The 21,695-nt window shown below is 65.4% G+C and carries 17 protein-coding genes; 9 read left to right on the top strand and 8 right to left on the bottom strand.

What is annotated here, in order from left to right; all coding sequences use genetic code 11:
* Positions 1–958: 958 nt before the first annotated feature.
* Positions 959–2,053, bottom strand: coding sequence for a WD40 repeat domain-containing protein (locus tag GobsT_RS25975; protein ID WP_010035725.1), 1,095 nt, complete (start codon positions 2,051–2,053; stop codon positions 959–961).
* Positions 2,054–2,627: 574 nt separating this feature from the next.
* Between GobsT_RS25975 and GobsT_RS25970 the strand changes: the two genes are divergently transcribed.
* From GobsT_RS25970 to GobsT_RS25945, 6 genes are all read left to right on the top strand, one after another.
* The gene (locus GobsT_RS25970; RefSeq protein WP_010035730.1) at positions 2,628–3,032 is read left to right on the top strand and encodes a hypothetical protein; all 405 of its coding nucleotides are present in this window, start codon (positions 2,628–2,630) and stop codon (positions 3,030–3,032) included.
* Positions 3,033–3,231: 199 nt separating this feature from the next.
* Positions 3,232–4,122 carry a hypothetical protein gene (locus tag GobsT_RS25965; protein WP_197905230.1) on the top strand — a complete coding sequence of 297 codons (891 nt, stop codon included), beginning with the start codon at positions 3,232–3,234 and terminating at the stop codon, positions 4,120–4,122.
* A gap of 130 nt (positions 4,123–4,252) precedes the next feature.
* Positions 4,253–5,149, top strand: coding sequence for a type II secretion system protein (locus GobsT_RS25960; RefSeq protein ID WP_010035740.1), 897 nt, complete (start codon positions 4,253–4,255; stop codon positions 5,147–5,149).
* A gap of 567 nt (positions 5,150–5,716) precedes the next feature.
* The gene (locus tag GobsT_RS25955; RefSeq protein ID WP_010035742.1) at positions 5,717–7,069 is read left to right on the top strand and encodes an HlyD family secretion protein; all 1,353 of its coding nucleotides are present in this window, start codon (positions 5,717–5,719) and stop codon (positions 7,067–7,069) included.
* Positions 7,066–8,649: a DHA2 family efflux MFS transporter permease subunit gene (locus tag GobsT_RS25950; protein ID WP_010035744.1), complete on the top strand. Its 1,584-nt coding sequence runs from the start codon at positions 7,066–7,068 to the stop codon at positions 8,647–8,649. The genes GobsT_RS25955 and GobsT_RS25950 overlap by 4 nt, the downstream gene beginning before the upstream one ends.
* 61 nt (positions 8,650–8,710) lie before the next feature.
* Positions 8,711–9,184, top strand: a complete 474-nt coding sequence (locus GobsT_RS25945) for a hypothetical protein (protein WP_010035746.1) — start codon at positions 8,711–8,713, stop codon at positions 9,182–9,184.
* A gap of 167 nt (positions 9,185–9,351) precedes the next feature.
* Here the strand turns inward: GobsT_RS25945 and GobsT_RS25940 are convergent, their stop codons facing one another.
* The 5 genes from GobsT_RS25940 to GobsT_RS25920 all read right to left on the bottom strand — a co-directional run bounded on the left by GobsT_RS25940 (position 9,352) and on the right by GobsT_RS25920 (position 15,831).
* Positions 9,352–9,618, bottom strand: a complete 267-nt coding sequence (locus GobsT_RS25940) for a hypothetical protein (protein WP_010035748.1) — start codon at positions 9,616–9,618, stop codon at positions 9,352–9,354.
* A gap of 222 nt (positions 9,619–9,840) precedes the next feature.
* On the bottom strand, positions 9,841–10,500 hold the full coding sequence (locus GobsT_RS25935; RefSeq protein ID WP_010035751.1) for a hypothetical protein: 660 nt from the start codon (positions 10,498–10,500) through the stop codon (positions 9,841–9,843).
* A 632-nt stretch (positions 10,501–11,132) separates the two neighbouring features.
* The gene (locus GobsT_RS25930; protein WP_010035753.1) at positions 11,133–11,738 is read right to left on the bottom strand and encodes a hypothetical protein; all 606 of its coding nucleotides are present in this window, start codon (positions 11,736–11,738) and stop codon (positions 11,133–11,135) included.
* Positions 11,739–11,828: 90 nt separating this feature from the next.
* A complete protein-coding gene (locus GobsT_RS25925; protein ID WP_033197688.1) occupies positions 11,829–13,292 on the bottom strand; it encodes an IS66-like element ISGob3 family transposase in 1,464 nt (487 codons plus the stop codon).
* A 1,504-nt stretch (positions 13,293–14,796) separates the two neighbouring features.
* Entirely contained in the window at positions 14,797–15,831 is a 1,035-nt protein-coding gene (locus GobsT_RS25920; RefSeq protein ID WP_010035756.1) for a zinc-dependent alcohol dehydrogenase, read from the bottom strand.
* 206 nt (positions 15,832–16,037) lie between these two features.
* Between GobsT_RS25920 and GobsT_RS25915 the strand changes: the two genes are divergently transcribed.
* Together GobsT_RS25915 and GobsT_RS25910 are read left to right on the top strand one after the other, a co-directional pair.
* Positions 16,038–17,789: a CHAD domain-containing protein gene (locus tag GobsT_RS25915; protein ID WP_010035757.1), complete on the top strand. Its 1,752-nt coding sequence runs from the start codon at positions 16,038–16,040 to the stop codon at positions 17,787–17,789.
* A gap of 75 nt (positions 17,790–17,864) precedes the next feature.
* Complete coding sequence (locus tag GobsT_RS25910; RefSeq protein WP_010035759.1) at positions 17,865–19,163, top strand: PQQ-binding-like beta-propeller repeat protein; 1,299 nt, start codon at positions 17,865–17,867, stop codon at positions 19,161–19,163.
* A gap of 17 nt (positions 19,164–19,180) precedes the next feature.
* Here the strand turns inward: GobsT_RS25910 and coaD are convergent, their stop codons facing one another.
* A complete protein-coding gene (gene coaD, locus GobsT_RS25905) occupies positions 19,181–19,684 on the bottom strand; it encodes a pantetheine-phosphate adenylyltransferase (RefSeq protein ID WP_010035762.1) in 504 nt (167 codons plus the stop codon).
* 12 nt (positions 19,685–19,696) lie between these two features.
* Positions 19,697–20,815, bottom strand: a complete 1,119-nt coding sequence (locus GobsT_RS25900; RefSeq protein WP_010035766.1) for an aminotransferase class V-fold PLP-dependent enzyme — start codon at positions 20,813–20,815, stop codon at positions 19,697–19,699.
* Between the two features lie 101 nt (positions 20,816–20,916).
* Between GobsT_RS25900 and GobsT_RS25895 the strand changes: the two genes are divergently transcribed.
* On the top strand, positions 20,917–21,690 hold the full coding sequence (locus tag GobsT_RS25895) for a site-2 protease family protein (RefSeq protein ID WP_148087876.1): 774 nt from the start codon (positions 20,917–20,919) through the stop codon (positions 21,688–21,690).
* The last annotated feature ends 5 nt before the right edge of the window (positions 21,691–21,695 follow it).

Genomic DNA, 21,695 nt, shown 5'->3' with positions numbered 1-21,695 from the left:
GATAGACTGTACTGCTCTGAAAATTACCCCGGTTGCGTGGCGTGTCCGGTTGCGTGGCGTGTTCTGGTCTGGAGTCGGTCGGGTTTCCAGTGCCACCTTGTGCCCGAGTTGCCCCAGTCGCTGAACCAGGTTGCGGGTTCGCCTTTCGGGTTGGAGTCGGTCGTAGTAGTCGGGTCCGAGTTCCCGATAGGGCATACGCTGGCGCAGCACCTGGTACACGATCACCAGTGCAGAGTTGCCCGACCAAGTGCTGCTCATACTCTGCGAGGGTCCTAGTACCACTCCGTTACTTCGCCGCAACTAATTAAATTGTCGCGATTTATGGCGATCTATACCTACAGGTCCGTGACCTCGCAATGGGTTCAAATCCCAGCGATTCTGGTGAGTCCGTTCACGAGAGCAGCAAACATTCCGCTGGGGCAGTGAGCATTTCATCCGACTCAAGTCCATATTCTAAAAAATGTCTCATCGAGATGTGCTCTGGGGCGTGTGCGTAAAGCGTTGTAAAATAAGAATTTGTGGCGAGGTGACGGAGTAGTATTAACCCCAATACCGTTCGTCGAAGGGGGCGGCGAGGCCCGTTTTCGTGACGTAACTCGTTACACGATCGCCATCGCCCCCCTGGAGCGAGGCTTCGACGAACGGTATTGGGGTTAAATCCAAACCGACGCGCACGGTGAGAGCCGGAGCAGGGGCGACCGCTTCAAGAGTCCGATTCAATTGCCGCAACCTCGCACGCCGATACATGAAGAGGTACCAGCGCGGGGTTCTTGAATGCGATCAGCCGTGCGCTTCGCCGCGCTCTGCGCCGGGCTCGTGACCACCGGGTGTGGGTTCGCCACGAAACCCTACGCGAACGACCCACTCCTGCGCGGGAGCCGTGCCGTGTGGTTCGCACGCGAACCGCTCCCGCAACCCGTTCCGACCGCGCCCCGCGCGGTCGAACCGCCGCCACCGCCTATTTCCCGGTGGGAGTAAACGCAACGGTTCCGTTGTCGTGGCCGGTGAACACTCCCGTTCCGTCTGCGGTAAACGCGATGCAGTACCCGGGCGACTTGATCGCCTTCGTCAGAGTCGGCTTGTCCGAATTGAGTCCCCACAGCGTAATCTGTCCCGAGTAGCCGCACACCGCCAGCGTCTTCGTCTTCTCCGACCATGCAATGGCGTAGGGGTCGTCTGCGGTCGGCCCGAACTTCTTCAGCTCTTTCGGGTCCTTGTACTCCTTCACTTCTTTCGGCTCCTTGGCGTCCTTCGGCTCCTTGGTATCTTTCTTGTCCTTTCCGTCTTTCTTCAGCTCCTTGGTGTCTTTCTTGGGTTCAGGCACATCCTTCTTCGGTTCCGCAACGTCTTTCGTGCTCCAGGTCCGGATGGTGCGGTCCATCGACGCGGTGACGATCACGTCGTTACCTGCGAACGTGACCGCGGTGACCGGTTGCTCGTGCCCCTTTAGTTGCGTGAACTCCTTCTGCCCTTTGACGTCCCACACCTTTACGAGGTTATCTTTCCCGGCCCCGGCAGACGCGAGCAGCTTTCCATCCGGGCTGAACGCGAGGCTGTACACCGAGCCGTCGTGGGCGCCGAGGTTCTTGAGTTCCTTGCCGTCGGTCGGGTTCCACAGCCGGACGGTCTTGTCCGCACCGGCCGTGGCGAGGGTCTTGCCGTCCGGGCTGAACGCGACAGCGTCCACGATGTCGGTGTGCCCCTTTAACTCGACCTTGGACTTTCCGTCGGTGAGGTCCCAGATCTTGGCGGTCTTGTCCTGGCTGGCGGTTGCAACGAGTTTGGTGTCGGTGGGGTGAAAAGCGACGGCGTACACTGGCCCGACGTGCCCGGTGAGCGCAACCTTGCGTTCCGTCAGCGTGCCGTCGGGGCCAACGCCCCAGAGCTTGACGACGTTGTCGAACCCGGCGGTGGCGAGCGTCTTGCCATCGGGCGACACCGTGACGGCGTGGACGAGTGCGGTGTGTGCTCTCACAGGCGCCGGCTGTGCCGCGACGGGCGGCAGAACGCTGATGAGTCCGAAAAGAAATAGTGCGACGCGAACGCGGAGCATAAAGCAGCGCCTCGAAAGGGGTCAGGTGGGGCTGCCATTGTGTGCGACTTAACGGACCGAGGCAACCGCCAAATATCCCCGGGTGCCCCTGTGCCCCCGCAGGTTTTGGCACTCGGACTTTGGCACGCGAATTAGGCGGTGCCCCGGAGGGCGTTCCGATCCGGCGTCTCAATCAACGCGGCGAGTTCCACCAAGGGGCCGACGCGTCGCACCTTCCACCGCGCACCGGTCTGCTTCAGCCGCCGGTTGACGAATTGCTTGATCGACCCCTCGACCAACCTGCTGCCGATGCCCCGACCCGCCTCCCGCCGGGCCGCGTAAGCGCCCCCACAGCAACGGTTCCACGGGCAACGTGAACCTCGTGTATGGGAGTTGTAAACCCGTGTTGGTCGCACCGAGCGGCAGCGGGTTCGACCGGCGTCAGCTCCCGGTTGCGAACCGATTAACAAAGCGAAACCGCACAAGATGTCCGGGGTGTTTGTCGTTCGCAAGGGCGAACGAATTAATTGGGCCTTGGCGAGCGGGTTTTGATCGGTCATGCTGATTGCGAGTCCTTGTCGAAGCGGAGACGGGCATGAACCCGAGCGACCTGACAAGTTGGGGCGCGAGACTGCTTTACGTTCGGGGCCTGTGCGGTGGGGTGTTCCTGAGCGCTGTCGTCGCCCCATCGCCGAACCCGTGGCTGATGCTGGCCGCGTTGCTCGTGGTTGGTTTGAGTGGCGTGGCCACTCCGATTCTGCGCGGGCTGGGCTGGCGCAGGTTGGCTGAGCGCGTCCAAGACGTGCCGACCGGTCCGTTTCGTGATGAAGTCAAGATCGCCTTGCGTACTGCGCTCGGCAGCGGAATGGACCTTCAAGAAGCTGTGAAGTTCCTGCGGGGTGCTACCGGGTGGGATGTCCTCCAACTCTACCCCGTTGTGGCCGAGGTCGCGGGCATTCCCGAGAAGGAAGCCATCCGGCTGGTTGTCTCGACGGTGTGACCCGCCACCGCGGAACCCAGGCGACACATTTCAGGACTCGGCAGGGCCGCACGCCATTGGGAGCCGCGACAAGCTGGGAGCAAGGAAGGGAAGTGAAGGCGGCGTTGAGTGGGGTAACGGCTTTGCTGGGAGCGGGAGTTGGCGCGGGCCAATCGTGCCGACGGCGAGAGGAGGGCGGGGCGTGGGCGGGGCTACTCTGATGGCGCTGATGTTTGTCGGTCTGGTCGTCGCCTGCACTGTGTACTCAGCCGGGTGGTGGTTGTGGTGTCTGGTTCGCCCCTTTGCCGTGCGCTACCGACTCTTGACGCCGACACGGGACGATGTGATCACCCGTGCGTGGGGTGCCGAGCGAGCCGGGCAGTGGGACGACGCACTCGTAGCCTACGAGGCCGTGTTACGCGATCGGCCGGGGGACGAGGACGCCGAGGCCCGACGTGCGGCACTTGTGCAGCGGCGACCGGAATTGCTCCCGCAGGCGGAACAAGCCCAACGGGAGCGGCTGGCCGGCCTTGACCCACTGGACGTGCTCGACTGCGTTCAGCCCAATCATACTAACCGGAAACTGTTACTCTTCACCGTCGCTTGCTGCCGCTGTGCCTGTTGCACGCCGGGCGACGACTCGGACACGCTGCTCGTCGAGACCGAGGCCCGCGCTGAGCAACCGCACGCTTCACTGGGTCCGGTGGCCAAGTCAGCGATTGACGCGCACGGCGTGCATCAGTTCGCCTCGTCCCAGGCGGAGGCTCGGGTTGCCTTGATAATGGCGTCGGTGTTTCCCTGGGCGGGAGCCCACGCCGCGCTCCGGCTGGCGCAGGCGGTACGGTCCCGCGAAGAATGCGCCCGGCTTGTCGAATGCGTTTTCGGCCTGCGTGGCCGCACGGCGGCTCTGGCCCCGCAGTGGCTTACCGGCACCGTCGTTGCGATCGCCGCAGACATGTACGAGTCCCGCGACTTCTCCGCGATGCCGATTCTGGCGGACGCGCTCCAGGACGCCGGGTGCGACCGCGCGGACATCCTGAACCACTGCCGCGGGCCGGGGCCGCACGTGCGCGGGTGCTGGGTCGTGGACCTGGTGCTGAACAAGGGGTAGGCACTGCGGACATCTGGGCGCGCCGAGCCGGCTTTCTGCTGCTGGCCCTTCCGCCGCTTGTTTTCGTGCTCAATTACGGCGCGGTACTCGCTTCGGATGACTGGTCTGAGATGCCAAGGAGGCAGATGCAATGAAGCGTAACGGATTCACGCTGATTGAGCTGATAATTGCGGTGCTGATTATCGCGACATTGATCGGCCTCTTGCTGCCTGCGGTGCAAAAGGTGCGGCAGGCCGCGGGGCGAATCCGCGAGGGGAACAAATTTCGCCAGTTCGCCTTGGCTTGCCAGTCGTTCGCCGACGCGCACGGCGGGCAACTCCCAAACACCCTCGGGGTCGCGCCGTCCCAGGGTGAGTCACTGTTTCAGTCACTCATTCCTTATCTCGAGATGGGGAACTTCGGCGAACCGCCTGCGACGCTCGACGGGAAGCCGTGGCGGCCCGTTCAGATCCAGAGCGAGTTCGACCCGAGTTTCTCAAACTCTCGGGGCACGCCGTTCACGCCCATCCGCTGGGTCGGTGATAACCAAGAGCAGTCGGGGGATTCGAGTTATGCCTTCAATCACATGGTTTTTAACCGCGGCGCGACACTGACCGCGTCCGTACCGGATGGCACGTCGCAAACGCTTGCCATGACCACGCATTACGCGCGCTGCGGTTCAACGCCGTTCACGTGGGGGCCGAACCCGATCTGCCACACGTTCGTGCTCCCCAGCGGCAGCAAGGTCATACCTTGCTGGACGGCGCCAGACATCTCTCTGCACACGAGTTCCTTCGCCGATGATCCGATGGGGGATGCGATGCCCCCTGGCGTTTCGAAACGAGGTGACTTGGGCGTCAAAACGTTTCAAGTGCTGCCGCTGATGATCGATTGCGATTACCGCGTTCCGCAGGCGCTGCTGCCGGAAGGGCTGATGGTCGCACGGCTCGACGGCAGCGTGAACCTGCTTCGCGTCAGTATCGACGCCGCTACCTTCTGGGGTCTGGTGTCCCCTGCCGGTGGCGAGGTTCTGAGAAACGATTGGTGACGTTTTCGGTTGTTGCTTTGCCAGGATCAAGTTGTCGGCGTTCAGCAGACATGGTAGCGACTCCAGGTGATGAACCCGGGGCCGCTTCGTTTTCTCCATAAGCCCGCGCCGCAGGGTGCTTGTGTCGTCCGGCAAGTGCCACTTTGGCACGAAGCGACCCACCGCCGGAAGCCCATCAGTTCACGTTTAAGCCTCGGTTCGCTGTCGTTCAAGCTGTTTTTCGGGTATGGCGCGCGGCTTGCTAATGGATCGTCTCGTTACCACGTGATGCATCGGCTGTAGGTCGTTTCACACAATGCGGTTGCGATTGCGTGTGGTGCTTCTGCCGGTACCACGTGTGGTTCACAAACGGTCGCTCCGGACCTACAACGGGCTGGGAACGCCGTCGGTGAACGCGCACGTGACATCCGGTCGGGCGGTTGGCGTGGTGTCCGATCCCATGAGGCAGTCATGAGTGCAAGTGCCGGATCTCCGGAGAGCGGATCAAACGGTTCCCCGATCGCGGCGGCCGGAGGGGCCGCCTCGGGGCCGGGCGGACCCGGGGCTCGGAGGGGCTGGAAACGGGTCGTGCTCGGCGTCGTGGTTCTCGCGGCTCTGGTGGCCGCGGTCGTGTTCGCCGTTCCGGCCGTTCGCGCGGCGATGGACACGGTTTCCACCGACGACGCCTACGTGAACGGGCACGTGACGTTCGTCGCCCCGCGCGTGCCCGGGCAGGTACTCCGGGTTCTGGTGGACGACAACGCCCGGGTCAAAGCCGGGGACGTTCTCGTTGAACTGGACCCGGAACCGTATCAGGTCCAGGTCAACATCAAGCAGGCCGCGCTCGCGGCGGCCGAGGCCGATAAACGGGCGACCGAGTCCGAGGTGCGGGGCCAACTGGCCCAGCTCCGGAGTCAGCGGTGGAAACTCCAGACGGCGATCGAACAGGTTGACAACCAAATCGCCCTGCTGAACGCCCGAGTGGCCGCGCTCCGCAGCAAAGATGCGACCCTCGCACGCGCGAAATCGGACCTCGCCCGGTTCAAGGAGACGCTCGCCCGCGGGGCGGAGAGCAAGCAGGTGTACGACGCCGCGGTCGAGGCCGTCGGGGTGGCGGAGGCGCAGGTCAAGCAGGCGACGCAGGAGGTGTACGAGGTCCGGGTCGGTCTCGGGCTCCCCCCGCTGCCCCCGAACGGCGGGGCGCTGACCGACGTTCCGGCCGGTCTGAACCAGACGTTCTCGACCGTCCGGCAGGCGGTGGCCGACATGACCCACATCGCCGCGCAGGTGGGGCTCCCGCTCTCGAAGTCCGAGGCGACGCCGACGCAAGTGATCGAGGAGTTCCGCGCGCGGGACGCGAAGGGGGACGTGGACCGGATCTTCGCCGCGCTGGTTCCCGAGGCGCCGGCGGTGAAGCAAGCCGAAGCGAAGGTGCTCCAGGCCCGGCGTGACCTCGATCAGGCCGAACTCAACCGGCGGTACTGCCGGGTGCTGGCTGAAATCGATGGCGTGGTGACCCGGCGGAACGTGAACCCGGGGAACAACGTGCAGGCCGGTCAGCAGTTGATGGCGGTGCGGTCGCTCACCGAAATCTGGATCGACGCCAACTTCAAAGAGACCCAGCTCGCGGAACTCCGGATCGGCCAGCGGGTGGAGGTGTTCGCCGACGCCTACGGGAGCCGGCGTGTGTTCCGGGGGCGGGTCACCGGGTTCACCTACGGGACCGGCTCGACGCTCGCCCTGCTGCCGGCGCAGAACGCGACCGGCAACTTCGTCAAGGTCGTGCAGCGGCTCCCGGTCCGGGTCGAGCTGGAAGACTACGACCCGGAAGGCGACACGCTGTACGCCGGGCTGTCGGTCACGCCCCACGTGTACGTCAAGGAAGCGCCGACGGGGCCGAACGCGGGCAAGCGGCTGCAAGCGGCGGGGGCACGGCCATGAGTGCGCCGCGGAAGGTGAACCACTGGTTCGTGGCGGTGGCGGTCGTGATCCCGACGTTCATGGAGGTGCTTGACACCACCATCGCCAACGTCGCGTTGCGGTACATGGCCGGCGGGCTGTCCGCGGCCGAGGTGGACAGCGAGTGGGTGATTACCAGCTACCTGGCGGCGAACGCGATCGTCCTGCCGATGTCGGGGTGGCTGATGGCCCGGTTCGGCCGGCGCAACTACTTCCTCACTTCGGTGGCCGGGTTCACCCTCAGCTCGCTGCTGTGCGGGCTGGCGACGAGCCTCGATCAACTGGTGCTGTGCCGGATCTTACAGGGGCTGTTCGGCGGCGGGTTGCAGCCGGGCACGCAGGGCATCCTGCTCGATGCGTTCCCGAAAGAGAAGCAGGGGCAGGGGCTGACCGTCTTCGCGATCGCCGCCCTGGTGGCCCCGGTGATCGGCCCGACGCTCGGCGGGTACATCACCGACAACTATTCGTGGCGCTGGATCTTCTTCATCAACGTTCCCGTCGGGCTCCTCGCGCTGGCCGCGTGTGCCGCATTGGTTGAAGACCCGCCGTACCTGATCGAGCAGCGCGCGGAGGGGCGGAAACATCGGTCGGGGTTCGACGGGATCGGCCTGGGCCTGCTGGTGGTCGTGATGGCGAGCTGGGAGGTCGTGCTCAGTAAGGGGCAGGAGTGGGACTGGTTCGGCGACCCGTTCTACCGGGTCCAGGTGCTAAGCGCCCTGTTCCTCGCGGGGCTGGCGGGGCTGGTGGTGTGGGAGCTGCGCCGTCCGCACCCGCTCGTCGATTTCCGCCCGCTGGCGGACCGCAACTTCGCGGTCGGGGCGGTCGCCATCGGGTGCGCGTACGCCGTCCTGTACGGCCAAACGAACTCGCTGCCCGCGCTGCTCCAGACCCTGTTCGGGTACGACGCCACGCACTCGGGGCTGGTCCTGTCGCCGGCGGGCGTGGCGGCCATCGCCCTGTTGCCGATCGTGGCGTTCCTCCTCGGCCGCGGGACCGACGCGCGGTTGCTGGTGGTGACCGGCCTCACGCTCATGGCGGCCGGGAACTACTGGCTGAGCCGGATGAACCTGGACATCGGGCCGTGGGACGTGGTGTGGCCGCGGGTCATTACGATCGCCGGGCTGGCGCTGCTGGTCACCCCGCTGAACGTGGCCGTGTACCAGAACATCCCACTGCACCTGCGCGGGGCGGCGGTCGGGCTGTTCAGCTTGGTTCGGAACGAGGGCGGGAGCGTGGGCACGTCGCTGGCCCAGACGATCCGGGAGCGGCGGGTGCAGTTCCACCTGGAGCACCTGAACGACTACCTGGACCCGCTGAACCCGAACCTCCGGGACTTCCTGACGGGGCTGCGGTCGAGCCTCCAACCGCTCACGGGCGATTCGGCCGGCGCGGACGCCGTGAGCTACCAGCTCGTCGAGAACCTCCGCCAACAGCAGGCGCTGTCGCTGGCGTACTTCGACGTGTTCTGGGTGTTCGCGGTGGTCGCCGTCGCGCTGATCGGGCTCGCACTGCTGATGCGCCGCTCCGTTGCCGAGAAGGGCGCGCACCTTGCGGCCGAGTGAGCCCACATCCGGTTCCGACGTTCCACAGCCGTGATTCTGTTCAGCCAAGGGAGGATGCACGGTGGGGAAGTTCGCCGACTTCTACGTAGTGCCCCCAGCGGAAGCTGGCGCCGCTGCGCGCTCGATGGGCGGGTCGGAGCGGTGGCCGCACTACCACATCAATAGGGTCGACGTGTTCCAGGTCGCGACCTTGTACGACCTACTACGGGGTGTGGCAGGTGAAAGCACTTGGCAGCAGTTCGAGCAGCAGGTCGAGGCCGACTCGGCCGATGAGGAGTCGGCCGAATTGGTCGATGACGAAGACGGTGGGTTGCTGTTCCTCGTCTCCACCTTCCCGCCAGACTTCGTCGAGCGGTTGGCTGAAATGAGCGTGGCGGACCGCAGCTCGATAGCCGCGCAGTGGCAGGCCCACCCGGAGTTCTTCTGGTCCCGGAATGCAGAGGTCGCTGCCGAAGTGGTGGGCGAGTTGTGCCGCCTCGCGGTTCTTGCGCGTCAGCGGCAAGAGGTCGTCATCCTGGCCGAGTCGGGAGAGTAGAACTGGTCGAGTTGCGAGAACAAGGCAAGCCGAACCGGGCGCTGCACCTGGCACCGCCGGCTGGTACATTTTCAGGTAATACGTAGCGGATTGTGGAGCGTTCAACGCCCAGTTTCCAAAACACTGATGGCCACAGGGCCGCGACGTATTACCTGAAATAGCTCTATTTACTCTCCGATCGCCTCAACTCGCAGTGTGCGAACGGCCTCCCGGAGTTCAGCCGCCGTGTCGCCCGTCTCGGGTCGCACGAACTGGCCGACGAGAAGGAAGCGGGCACCTGGCGCCCGCAATTCGTGCGGTATCAGTTCTGTGGGTATGTCCCACTCGCCGCCGCCCGCCATGCCATTCCCTTCGAATCGCTCCAGCACGACACGGGAGACGCCGCTGAGATGAAACAGCAGTCGGGCCGGCTCCTGGAACGGCATCGTTCGCATCACTGCTCCTCGGACTGGCCCCTACCGATGCGGGGCGGCAGGGGCGTGGGCCTCGCTTGGCGAATGGTATCCGGGCCGATGCCTCCGGAATAGAACGGCGGAAGGGGGCGCGTGCGCGCTGCCAAGTGGCGTGATGGCTCCGGCGCTCGGCGGCTTCATCAGCTTTATCCGACACCGGCCCCAACCTCAAGTTTCCAAAGAGGGCCGGTCATTCTCGGGTGGTTATTTCGAGGGTGGAAAGAGTGGCTGCCCCGGTAAACGAGGCGGAACGAGGCTACGCACCTGGGGGCGTGTGATTGGCGTATCCTTTGGTAGGTCGCCCAACTCGACCCGGTAAGACTTCGCCGCGTCGGCCAGTGCGAAGCTCCAAACCTTAAATCCCGCGTCGAGGCTATACCGCTCCGTACTCATGGAGTCGGTGCGTGCCTGTTCGAGCAAATCCGGCCACTTCCGCTCCTGGCACACGGCGTAACACGTTGCCCGGGCCTCCGGACCTTTATCCCTCACGACCTCCTTTAAGTACGCTGACACCGCCGCGTCCGGGTTCTTCGGAACGTGGAGAGCCCCGAGGTGCCACGCGCGACTCCCCTCCGTGAGGGTTTTGAGGAACATGACGGCGTCGGCACCGGACGATACGGAGACGATCTCTCGGGCGAGCTCGGCCTGGAACTTGTTGCACCGCCCCCTGGCGAAGACTACTTGGATCGAGTCCCACTTCTTGTCTCGTGCAAGTTGGCGTGCGATCTCGCAGTAGTCCGGCCCGCCCGCTTCGAAGTTACTCAAGTGCCACGCACAGGCCGCCTCCAACTTCTTAACGTCGGGGTCAGCCTGGAATGCGGTCCCGGTTACGATAAGGCTCGCCACAACGATCTCATTGACCACAGCCATCCTCCGTGGGATTAGGCGCTGCCCACGCATGGGTACGGGGTAACGCAGATGAATTCGTGATATCTAGAGCGTGTGATTTAATAATATTGCTAATATGTAATTATTTGCGAATGCAGCGGGTTGCGATTTGTATAACCGCGATGTGGCCGCCGATCAATGGCCGATCCTGGAGCCGAAGTTCCCGCCGAACACGTTGCGCGGGCGCGGCCAGACGACTCTCAGTAAACACATCATTGATGTCACCTTCGACATGAACGCCAACCGCCCGGTTGGGTTTGGGTATTGTGTGGCGTGTGGGCAAGGGCTTTCGTACCCGCTGGTGGGGTTTGACCCTGTGCCTGGTAGCTATCCCTTTGGGGCACCTCACCACGACGGCGATCGCCTAGTTCGACCGGCTGGGCCGAAGCGGCTGTGACCGCTGCCATCAGCTCTGGTAGGGGGCGGGCGCGGTAAGTGGCACCTGTCGAACGCGCGACCGGTGCCGGTCCGATCCCACCAACTGGAAACGGACCGGCCCGGCTAACGCGACAGCGGCTCGTGCCGGCAACCTTGTTGTGCGCCACCAGCTAGACGACAACGTACTGATGGAGGTCACGTGCGCTGATCCCGCGCGGTTGCCCCGCTTCTCACTTTGAAGTGTTTGCCTTCCACATCACTCTCAACTGCGCTCCTTTAAGTTCGGAACTTGGGTCATCCTTGCGAACGGGAAATAAATCTACAACTTCGTTCGATTGACTCGTCATCCAGCCGCTGTTCGCGAGCCCTTCACCGGCATCAACGACCAGCTTGTATTCCCCTTGCACCATGTAGATCGTCAGCGAGCCGCCGACCAACTTGTTAGTGGTGGCTTTCAGCCCACCGAGCCGCCTCATGACTTCATCTTGCTTCGCCGGATCATTCATCGCGTCCAAGAGATCCTGCGTCAGCTTTACGCCGGTGTAGCCTTGGACGCCGACCTTGTTCTGTACGACTGTATTGAGCGACCACGGCACCATGATCTTGAATCCGTCTTTTTTACCGCTCTTGCCGCCTCCTGCGATCTTCTCGGCCTGGAGGGAAGATGCCGTCGGGATCGAAAGGAACCGCTCCTCTTTGGAGTTGAGTTCGAGAGCGGGCAGGGCGGCACCGACTGGCACTGTGCCGTTACCGACGCGGTTCAAGATCTCGCTGACAAACGTCGCACCGAGCGCGGTGTCGCAGATCGAGATGAATTGCCCGCCCTTATAGTCCAACTTAACAAACTCCAAAGCGCCGTTAGCATCGCACTGGCCCGAAACTGTAAACGAAAAACCGTAAGCGTTCACAGTTGATGCGGGTGTATCTCAACAGCCAGCGAAAGTTGGGTTCATCATCGGTGGTTGTTGAGCCGGGACCGGGATCAGTGTTGGTGGCTTTGCCCCGGTACGGTGTGCGGTGACGGCGTCGGTGAGGAATGCGAGCACGTTGCGGCCCTGCCGGCGACACGAGGCCAGGACCGTGAGGATCCGCTCCACGAACCGGCTACCGCGTTCGGAGTCGGTGCCGTAGCTGGTCTTGCGCCAGCACACGGCGTGACGCAGGGCCCGCTCGGCCGCGTTGTTGGTCGGTTCCACCCCGCCCACGCGTGCGAACGTCCACAGGGCCGGCTCCACCGCCAACAGCTCGCGGCACACGGCCCCGGTCTTGGGGCACCCGCACCGGCCCCCGTGCCCCAGGTGCGTGCGGAACCGGGCCCGCACGGCGCGGGCGTACACGCGAGCGAACGTGGACCGGGCTAACGTCCCGTCCCGCACCCGGAACCAGTGCCCGAACAGTTCGTCGGAACAGGCCAACAGGGCGGCCCCGATCGGGGATCCGTCGTTGCCCCGATCGATCATCGCCTGGAAGTCCCGCCGCAGGTGCGCCCAGCACACCTGGCGCCGATGCACCGGCAGATGCGTGTACACCGGATACCGATCGGTCGTGTGGACCTGGGCGGACCCGTCCCGCAGGTCGTCGAACGCGCTCCGGCCCCGGGTGGCGCGGATCAGGAATGCGACCACCGAGGTGCTCACCGCGACCCACAACCAGGCCCGCTGGCGCCCTTGCGTCCAGCCCGTTTCGTCCACGTTCGCCGGGTGCCCGCGGGTGTACGCGAGAGCCGCTTCGGCCACCGGGGCCAGAGCCGCCGCGGTCGTGTGCTGGAGTTTGCACACCGTGGCCGGACGGATGGGCAACCCGAACAGGTCGTCGAACAGTTGGCTCACCACCCGCTTGCCCAGGCGGCACGAACCGGTGAGCATGGCGGCCACCGCCTGGACCCGGGGACCGTACCCGGGAGCCGCGTCGGCGGGCACCGGTGCGGTCGTCACGGCGCCGCAGTGCGGGCACCGGAGCCGATGGCACCGATACTCGGTCACCTGCGGCCGGACGACCGGGATCTCATGCACCTGGTGAATCGACGGGTTCGGGTCGTCCCCGGTGAGTGGGCACGCACACCCGCGGCAGGTGTCCGGTTTGAGGGTGTGGACCGTGTCGGGCGGCAGCACGGTGCGCTCGGCCTTGGGGTGCCCCGATTGACCGCCGCGCCGCTTCCCCGAGGGACTCTTGGGCGGGGCCGGCTTCACCTGCGGACCATCCGACGAGGGCGGTTTCGACGAGTTGCTGGAATTCTGGTTGAGCCGGGTCTGAAGGTCGGCCACCGTGACCTGGAGAGCCGCGACCGTGGCCTGCAACTGCGCAACCGTCGCTTCCAGCGCACGAATGTACGCCACCACCGCTGGCGGCAGGTCACTCGGTAGCTCCGGCGGTTGAGGAACAGATGTCATCGCGTCCGTTCGATTACGGAACACCGGCTCTTGAGGCAACCCCGCGCAGAATCGAGTCACAAAGGCCTGGAAAATGCACGGCCCGCACCCCGTGAACGGTTACGAAAAACCAAACCCTCGTGCGCCCTCGATGCCGTTTCGGTCAAGAAAGACATCGGCAGACTGGCGTGGTGGCTGATCACTCACGTCCGCCTTGCCATTATCTTGGGTGATGACGCTCGTTGCGGCAGCCGGCAGGCAGGTTAACGCAATAGTAATAAGTAATATATGTTTTTTAATTGAATGCATATTGGGTTGTGTTCGGGGTGAAATTTATGTGGTAGCTGCAATGCGATTGAAAGCGAAAACCACCGCGTCTCTGTAAGGCCCGGCTTTAGAGAACGGCCCAGGCTAATTCTCGGCTCTGTTCGCTCGCCAGTGTCAGAGAATAATCGTAACGGTTCACGGGGTCAACGCCTCGTTTTTCAAGGAGCCGGTGATGACGATTGGGGCCAAGAATGCTCCACAATCTCGCAAAAACGCTGGCTTCCGGTGGTTAACCCCGTGAACGATCACGCTGCTTGGCTTGGTGTCGCCGCGTGCAAGCAAGGGCAGACGGGAAGGCCCTCCGACGGCATTTCAGTAATGCTGTGCGAGTTTTCGGCACGCCACGCGTTCCGCGGAAATCGCATTCCGGCGCGCACGCTCACTCGCCCCGCAGTTTTCAGCGGGAAGAAGTAAAGTCGGCGGCCGAACGAGTGCCCCGCTGCGACGCTCGATACGGCTGAAACGTCCTCTTGTCGCTGGCGGTGGTATTTCACTCGGCTTGCGTTACCGGCTGCGGTCGGTGCCATCAGTTTGGTAGGGGGTTGCGTGCGCGCCGCCGGGGGGAGCCAGCGCTCCGTTGCTCCGAGCCGGGCGCATGCTCCGGTGTCACGGTTTCGCTGTTCAGGTGGTCGTGTCTGTTTCTTGTGGCACAGACATTCTTGTCTGTGTGGCGCGAGAAGGCTGCACAGACAGGAATGTCTGTGCCACAAAGGCATCAGCCCAAAACGGACGCCCGCAATCGGACCGTGAATGAGGGGCGGTGAGGTGTAACGGGGGTTACAGTGCCCGCGGCCGGACGCCAGCGGGGCTCTCAAGTGGCGGAAAGGTGCCAGTTCGCTACCAAGTCGCTCCTCATTCGCTACCCGACTGCTACCCACGAAAAGCCCGCGCAACCCGCAAAACCGGACCGTGTGAGAGACCCGCTGTGATCCCGATCGCACCTGGATTATCGGCGTAAAGTGATACGAGGTGACGGTTTATGCGAGATGATTGGCGCCGACCGTGCCAGCTACGGCCCACGAAGAACGTCAGGCGGGCGGCGGGCGGGAAGCGAGTGAATCGCGGAGATGCCGATGATTCCCTTGGCCGTCCGCTGAAGTTCCATTCGGGTGCAGCGCCGAGCCACAAAGTTGCCCGGCCCCATCGAGCGAGGCTGTGCGACTTTGCGGCTTCGACGGCCGGGGCGCTTTACCCCGGGTCACACCCACTTCATCAGGACGCCGAGGTAGTTGTCCTTGTCCTTCAGCAGCCCTTCATAGGCGTCGCCGAGTTGCTCGGGCGTGATCGTGTGCGTGACCAGCCCCGCGAGGCTCAGGCGCCCGGCCGCGAGCTGCCGGATCAGCCAGTACTGCGCCTTGTTGATGTCCCACGCTCCGGCCAGTCGCGTGTGCGCGGGCTCGAACAGCATGTTCCCGTGGGCGCCGGTCACCTCGATGTAGCGGCGGTGCAGGTCGTCGTAGAAGTTGACCTCTTTGGCGCGGCCGCGCGGGCTGCCGACTACGACCACCTGCCCTGCGTCGCACGCGAGGCTCATCGCGTGCGGGATGGCGTCCGGAACGCCGGTGGCGTCGCCGACGATCTCGGCGCCCTTCGTGCCCAGGAACGCGTTCAACTGCTGCTTGATGTCGCCGGCGGTCGGGTCGATCACGTGATCGGCCCCGGCGGCGAGTGCGGCGTCGCGGCGCATCTTCACCGCGTCGATGCCGACCACCGGGCCGGCGCCCGCCGCGAGCAGGCACCGCAGCGAGAACTGCCCGATGATGCCCAGCCCCAGAACGGCGGCGCTGCGGCCCACCGTCAGGCCGGCGCGAACGGACACGCCCATCCCGTACCGCGAGATGCACGCGATCGCGGCCTTATCGAAGGTCAGGTTGTCCGGAATCTTCCACACGCGGCACCGTTCGTGCCCCACGGTCAGCAGTTCCGCGGAGGCGTGGTTGCCGGGATAACTGACGCGGTCGCCCTCCTGGAACCCCCCGGGGAACTCCTTGCCCACCTTCAGCACGCGGCCCGCGGCCGAGTACCCGCTGCGGAACGGGAACTTCCAGTCCGGCATCGCGGGGTCTTTGAGCCACTGGTGCGTGCCCGTGTAGACCGCCAGTTCGGTCCCGGCGCTGATCGCGCTGTACTCGGCGCCGATGAGGATTTGATTCGGCGCCGGATCGGGGATTTCGACCTCGCGAACCGTCGTCTTGAACGGCTCGGTGATGACCGCCTGGCGGGCCTGGACCATTGCTCGGAACCTCGGGAGGGCAGTGCGATGGGCTGAATTGTAGACGCCTGCGCGAAGAAACCCACCCCCGCACTCCCCTCGGGGTGAAGACGCCGGGCGGGTTTCCGGCGCAAGCGCGACCGGCTGTTGAGTTCGGGTAACGATACAATCGTGAACGCGAGCGCGGACACGCTCCGCTCGTTCGCGGCACGGATGAGGGCGCAGCAATGACGCGATTCGGCTTCGGGTTCGCACTCGTGTTGGCACTCGCGGCGGGCGCCGCGGCCCAGCCGCCCGGCGGCAAGGCGCCGCCGGTGGTGCAGTTCAAGCAGTTCGGGACGACGCCGGAACAGTTCTGGCAGTCGTCCGTCGCCCGCTGGACCGGGCAGATCGCGCTCGACCTCGAAACCGTCAAGGGCGAGGTGGCGGCGGCGAAGATCACCCCGCTGGGCCGGGCCGCGATCAACGCCCAGATCGAGAACTCGCTGCGCCAGGTGTACGAACTCGATCAGTCGGTTCGGAAGGGCGCGCCCAAGGATAAGGTGTTTGCGGAGTTCGGCGAGGTGGAGCGGGCGCTCGGCGGGCTGCTGAGCGCCATCGAGCAGAGCCCCGCGGCCCGGCAAGCGGCCGGGCCGACGCTGGCGCGGATCGACACCGCGAACCAGCAACTCGCGGCGGCGGTGGGGGCCGGGGACAACAGCCCGGAGCGGACCAAGCGGCGGCTCCTGCGCCTTGCGGAAGCGGTCGACGACAGTACCGAAGAGTTGCGCACCCGGGCCGTGGACGAGTTCCCCACGGAGCGCGGGCTCGACCGCGCCCTGGCCACGTCCGCCCGCGAGGCCCGGCTGCTGGCCCGGCGCCTGCGCGACGACGCGAGCCCGGAACTGCTGCGTCAGACGGCCACGGTCATGATCGAGCGCTGGGCGGAGGCGGTCGCGATCCTGTCGCGCCTGCGCAACCTGCCGCCGGCGGTCACCGCGCAGGTGACCAAGGTGGACGGGCTCCAGCGCCGGTTGGCCGGGGCGCTCGGCGGGGCGGTCCCCGCGCCGCCCCCGCTGCCCGAGGTGCGCCGGTTCGCGTTCGCGGTCGGGGCCGACGTTGGGGCGCAGCCGCGGGTCACCGTGTTCGCCGACGAGAAGGGGACGGTGGCGTACAACTTCTTCGCCTACGATTTGGCGTTCGACGGCGGCGTGCGCGTGGACATGGCCGACCTCAACGGCGACCGGATTCCGGACCTGATCGTGGCGCCGGGGCCGTCGAAGAACCCGGTCACGCTGCCGGTGCGCGTGTACGACGGCCGCGACCTGAACCTGCTGGTCGAGTTCGTCCCGTTCGCGGGGTGGAAGGGCGGGCTGTACGCGGTCGGCACAGACCTCGCCAAGGACGGCCGCGCGCTCATCGCCATCAACGCGGAGGGCACGCAGCACGTCAAGGTGTTCAACCTCGCCACGGGCAAAGAAACCGACAGCTTCTTCGCCCACAACCAGAACGTGACCGGCGGGGTGCGGATCGCGTGGGGCGACGCGAACGGCGACGGCGTCGCGGACCTGTTCACGGTGAACGGGCCGGGGAACGCGGTCACCACGGTGAAGATCTTCAGCGGGAAGGACCGCGCGGTCCTTGCCGAGTTCCCCGCGGTGGACAACCGGTACACGGGCGGCGCGTTCATCGCGGCCGGCGATCTCACCGGAAACGGGCGCGCCGACGCGATCGTGGGGATGGACGCGGGCACCATCCCGCTGGTGAGGGTGCTGGACCAGCGGGGCAAATCGCTGGTGGAGTGGCTCGCCTACGACGAGCGGTACCGCGGCGGTGTGCGGGTCGCCCTGGGCGTCCGCAACCGCGTGGTCACCGCGTCCGGGGGCGGAATCAAGAACAGCCCGGTGCGGGTGTTCAACACCGCGAACGCGAAAGCCCCCGTCGCCGAGATCGTCCCGTTCCTCGGGTTCGACGGCGGGCTGAACGTGGGCGGCCGGTGACGGCGGGCGGCGGTGACGGTTGCGGTTTTTGACGCGCCGGGGTACGCTCAACGGCCCCGCACCCGGAGCGAACTCATGCCCCGCGCTGTCGTACCCTTCCTGCTCACGCTCGCACTTGCACCCGAGCTCCGGGCCGCGGACTGGCCCACGTTCCTCGGGCCGATGCGCGACGGCGTTTCGGCGGAGAAGGGGATCATCGCCCCGTGGCCCGCGAAGGGCTTGAAGGTGGTGTGGGAGTGCGAACTCGGGGTCGGGTTCGCCCCGCCGGTCACCGCCGGCGGGAAGCTGTTCCACGCCGACCGGTTCGGCGACAACATCCGCCTCACCGCCCGCGACGCCGCAACGGGCAAGTTCCTCTGGAAGTACGAGTACCCCACCGAGTACGAGGACCGGTACGGCTACGACCCCGGTCCGCGGGCCTGTCCGGTGGTTGATGGCGACCGCGTGTACCTCTACGGCCCCGAGGGCGTGCTGGTGTGCCTCAACACCGCCACCGGCAAAGAGGTGTGGAAGGTCGAGACCCGCGAGAAGTACTTCTTCCACCAGAACTTCTTCGGGTGCGGGAGCGTGCCCGTTGTTGAGGGCGATCTGCTCATTCTGCCGGTGGGCGGCAGCGTGAAGAACATTCGCCCGGCCGACTTCCGGCAGGTGAAACCGAACGGCACGGCGCTGGTCGCGTTCGACAAGAAGACGGGCGAGGTGAAGTACGCCGCTGGCGACGAACTCGCGAGCTACGCCAGCCCCACCGTCGCCACCATCAACGGCAAGAAGACGGGGCTCTACTTCGCTCGCGGCGGGCTTCTGGGATTCGACCCGCAGACCGGCAAGACCCTGTTCCACCACCCGTGGCGGGCGAAGATCATGGAGAGCGTGAACGCGAGCAACCCGGTCGTGGTCGGCGACAAGGTGTTGCTCACCGAGTGCTACGGGGCCGGCAGCGTGTTGCTGGATCTCAAGGGCGGCAAGCCGAAAGAGGTGTGGAGCGACAGCGACAAGGACGCGGGCGATCAGTCGCTCATGTGCCACTGGAACACGCCGATCCATGTCGCCGGGTACGTGTACGGGAGCAGCGGGCGCCACACCGAGGACTCGGACATCCGGTGCATCGACCTCACGACCGGTGACGTGAAGTGGCGCCAGAAGCGCACCAAGCGGTGCAGCCTGACGCTCGCCGACGGGCACTTCATCAGCCTGTCGGAGTACGGTGAACTGGCGCTTCTGAAAGTGAACCCCGCCAAATACGACGAGGTGTCGAAGTACGACACCGGGCTCGAATACCCGTGCTGGGCGGCCCCGGTCCTGAGTAACGGGCTGCTTTACATACGCGGTAAAGGCAAGCTCCAGGCGCTGGAACTGACCCCGGCCAAGAAGTAGGCGCCCGGGCGCGGCGGCTATGGCCGGCGCGCTCGTTCCTTCAATGCGTCCAGAACGGGTTGCGGTAGGAACTTCGTCAGGTTGCCGTCGAGGGCGGCGATCTGACGGAGCAGCGACGAACTCACGTGCGAGAACTCTTCCTTGGCCATCAGGAATAGCGTTTCGATCGCCGGGTCCTGCGCCAGGTTCATCAGCGACATGGTGAACTCGTACTCCATGTCCGACAGGGTGCGCAGCCCGCGGAGCATGATGCGGGCGCCGCTGTCGCGGACGAACCGCACCGCCAGCCCCTCGAACGACTGCACCTCGACGTTGGGCCACCCGGCGGCGACCGTTTCGATGAGCCGCACCCGCTCTTCGATTGTGAACAGCGTTTTCTTGTCCGGGTTGATGCCCACGCCCACGATGAGCTTGTCGAACAGCTTGCTGCCGCGCTCGATCACGTCGAGGTGCCCGTAATGGACCGGGTCGAACGTCCCCGTGTACACCGCGATCCGTGGGCTGAGGTTGCTGTCTGGCATACGGCCCCTTGGTCAGAGTGCGGCGAGGAAGCGGTCGAGTTCGTCGGTCGTGTTGTACGCGTGCGGGCTGACGCGCACCCGCCCGGCCCGGCTGTTAACGACCACCCGCGCGTGCTTGGCACGGGCCACCACCTCGTCGGGCGGGAGCGTCGGGTGGAGCAGAGAAACGATGCCGGACTTCTCGCCGTCGGCCCGGGAACTGAACACCGTCCAGCCGCGCGCCGCCCGGTCGCACAGGTGGTCGGTCAGTTCGGTCACGCGCTGCTGTACGTTGGCGATCCCGGCGCCCAGGAGCAGTTCGAGGCTCGCGCCGAGGGCGGTGATGCCGGGCACGTTGTACGCGCCGCCCTCCCAGCGGCCCGCGTGCGGCTTCAGTGTGAAATCGATGGTGCTGAACGCCAGCGGGTTCGCGACGCTGTTCGCGCCAACGCCGATGGGGTGCAACCGCTCGACCCACTCGCGCCGGATGTAGCCGAACCCGGCTCCCTCCGGTCCCAGCATCCACTTGTGCCCGTCCGCGGCCAGGGCATCGATTGGGGTACGCTGTACGTCCACCGGGAACGCGCCGATCGCCTGAATCGCGTCCACGAAGAAGAACACCCCGCGCGCCAGGCACAGTTCGCCGAGGGCGTCGAGGTCGTTGCGGAACCCGCTGGCGAACTCCACGGCCGACACCGTGAGCACCCGGGTGCGGTCTGTCATCGCGGCGCGCACGTCGTCGATCGAAACGCGGTTCCCGCGGCTCGGGACTGTACGCACTTCGACACCCCGGTGGGCGAGGTTCATCCACGGGTACTGGTTCGACGGGTACTCTTCCGCCGCGAGGACGACGTTGTCACCGGCCGCCCACGGGAACCCTTCGGCCACGACACCGATGCCGTGGGTCGTGTTTGGCACGAAGTAAACGTCGGTCGGGTCCGGGGCGTTGATCAGTTGGGCCGCCAGCGCACGAACGTGATTGACCCGCTGGAACCACTCGCGGACCGCGGCGATCCCGTTCGCGGCCATGCTCTGGGCGTACTCGTGCAGCGCTTGCACGGACGGGCGCGGCAGCGGGGATACCGCGGCGTGGTCGAGGAACGCCCAGTGCTCCGTGACCGGGAACTGCTCGCGGAACGCGGTCCAATCCATGCGTCACCTCGGCTGTGCGCGGAGATTGTGGCTCACGCGCCACACACATACAATCGAAAACTGAAGCCGCGCACATCAGACCTTCATCACAGGTGCCCAACGTGCTGGTCGAACCGGAACGAACGCCCTACGACCTACGGTTCCGCGCCCTCGGGTTCCCGGTGCGGGTCCACCCGTGGTTCTGGATCGGCTCCGCCCTCATGGGCTCGCAGCTCCTCCAGGCGGGGCCCGAGTTCCTGCTCGCGTGGGTGGCCGTAGTGTTCGTGTCGCTGCTGGTCCACGAACTGGGGCACGCCGTTGCCTTCCGCCGGTTCGGGTCGCACGCCGACATCGTGCTGTATGCGTTCTACGGGCTGGCGATTCCGACGCACGAAGTGTCCGGGCGCGGGCGGAAAATCATCATCTCACTGGCCGGTCCGTTTGCCGGCTTTGCGCTCTGCGGGCTGGTGTACGGGTCCCAGGAACTCATCGGCTGGGCCGACCCGCGGCGCTCGGTGCTGGTGTGGTACGTGTACTTCTCGCTCGTTCGGGTGAATCTGGTTTGGGGCGTGTTGAACCTGTTGCCGGTCTTTCCGCTGGACGGCGGGCAGGTGTGTCGCGAGCTGTGCGGGCAGTTCTCGGGGCCGCGGGGTAAGCGCATCTCGCTGAAGATCTCGTTCGGGTGCGCAATATTGGTAGTGGCCTACTCAATTTTCTGCGTGATGGACACGCGGGGCGCCGGTGCTGGTTTCACGAATCAACTTCCGTCATGGGCGCTGGGCACCGTGTTCACCGCGATCCTGTTCGGCTTCCTCGCCTACCAGAGCTATCAACTCCTTGGTCGCAGCGCGTGGGAAGATCACCACTGGGACGACCGGGTGCCGTGGGAACGCTGACCCTT

Origin of the sequence: Gemmata obscuriglobus, assembly GCF_008065095.1 — a bacterium.
Taxonomy (GTDB): domain Bacteria; phylum Planctomycetota; class Planctomycetia; order Gemmatales; family Gemmataceae; genus Gemmata; species Gemmata obscuriglobus.
Note: the sequence above shows the minus strand (reverse complement) of the source record. Positions and strands in the feature narration are given on the sequence as shown.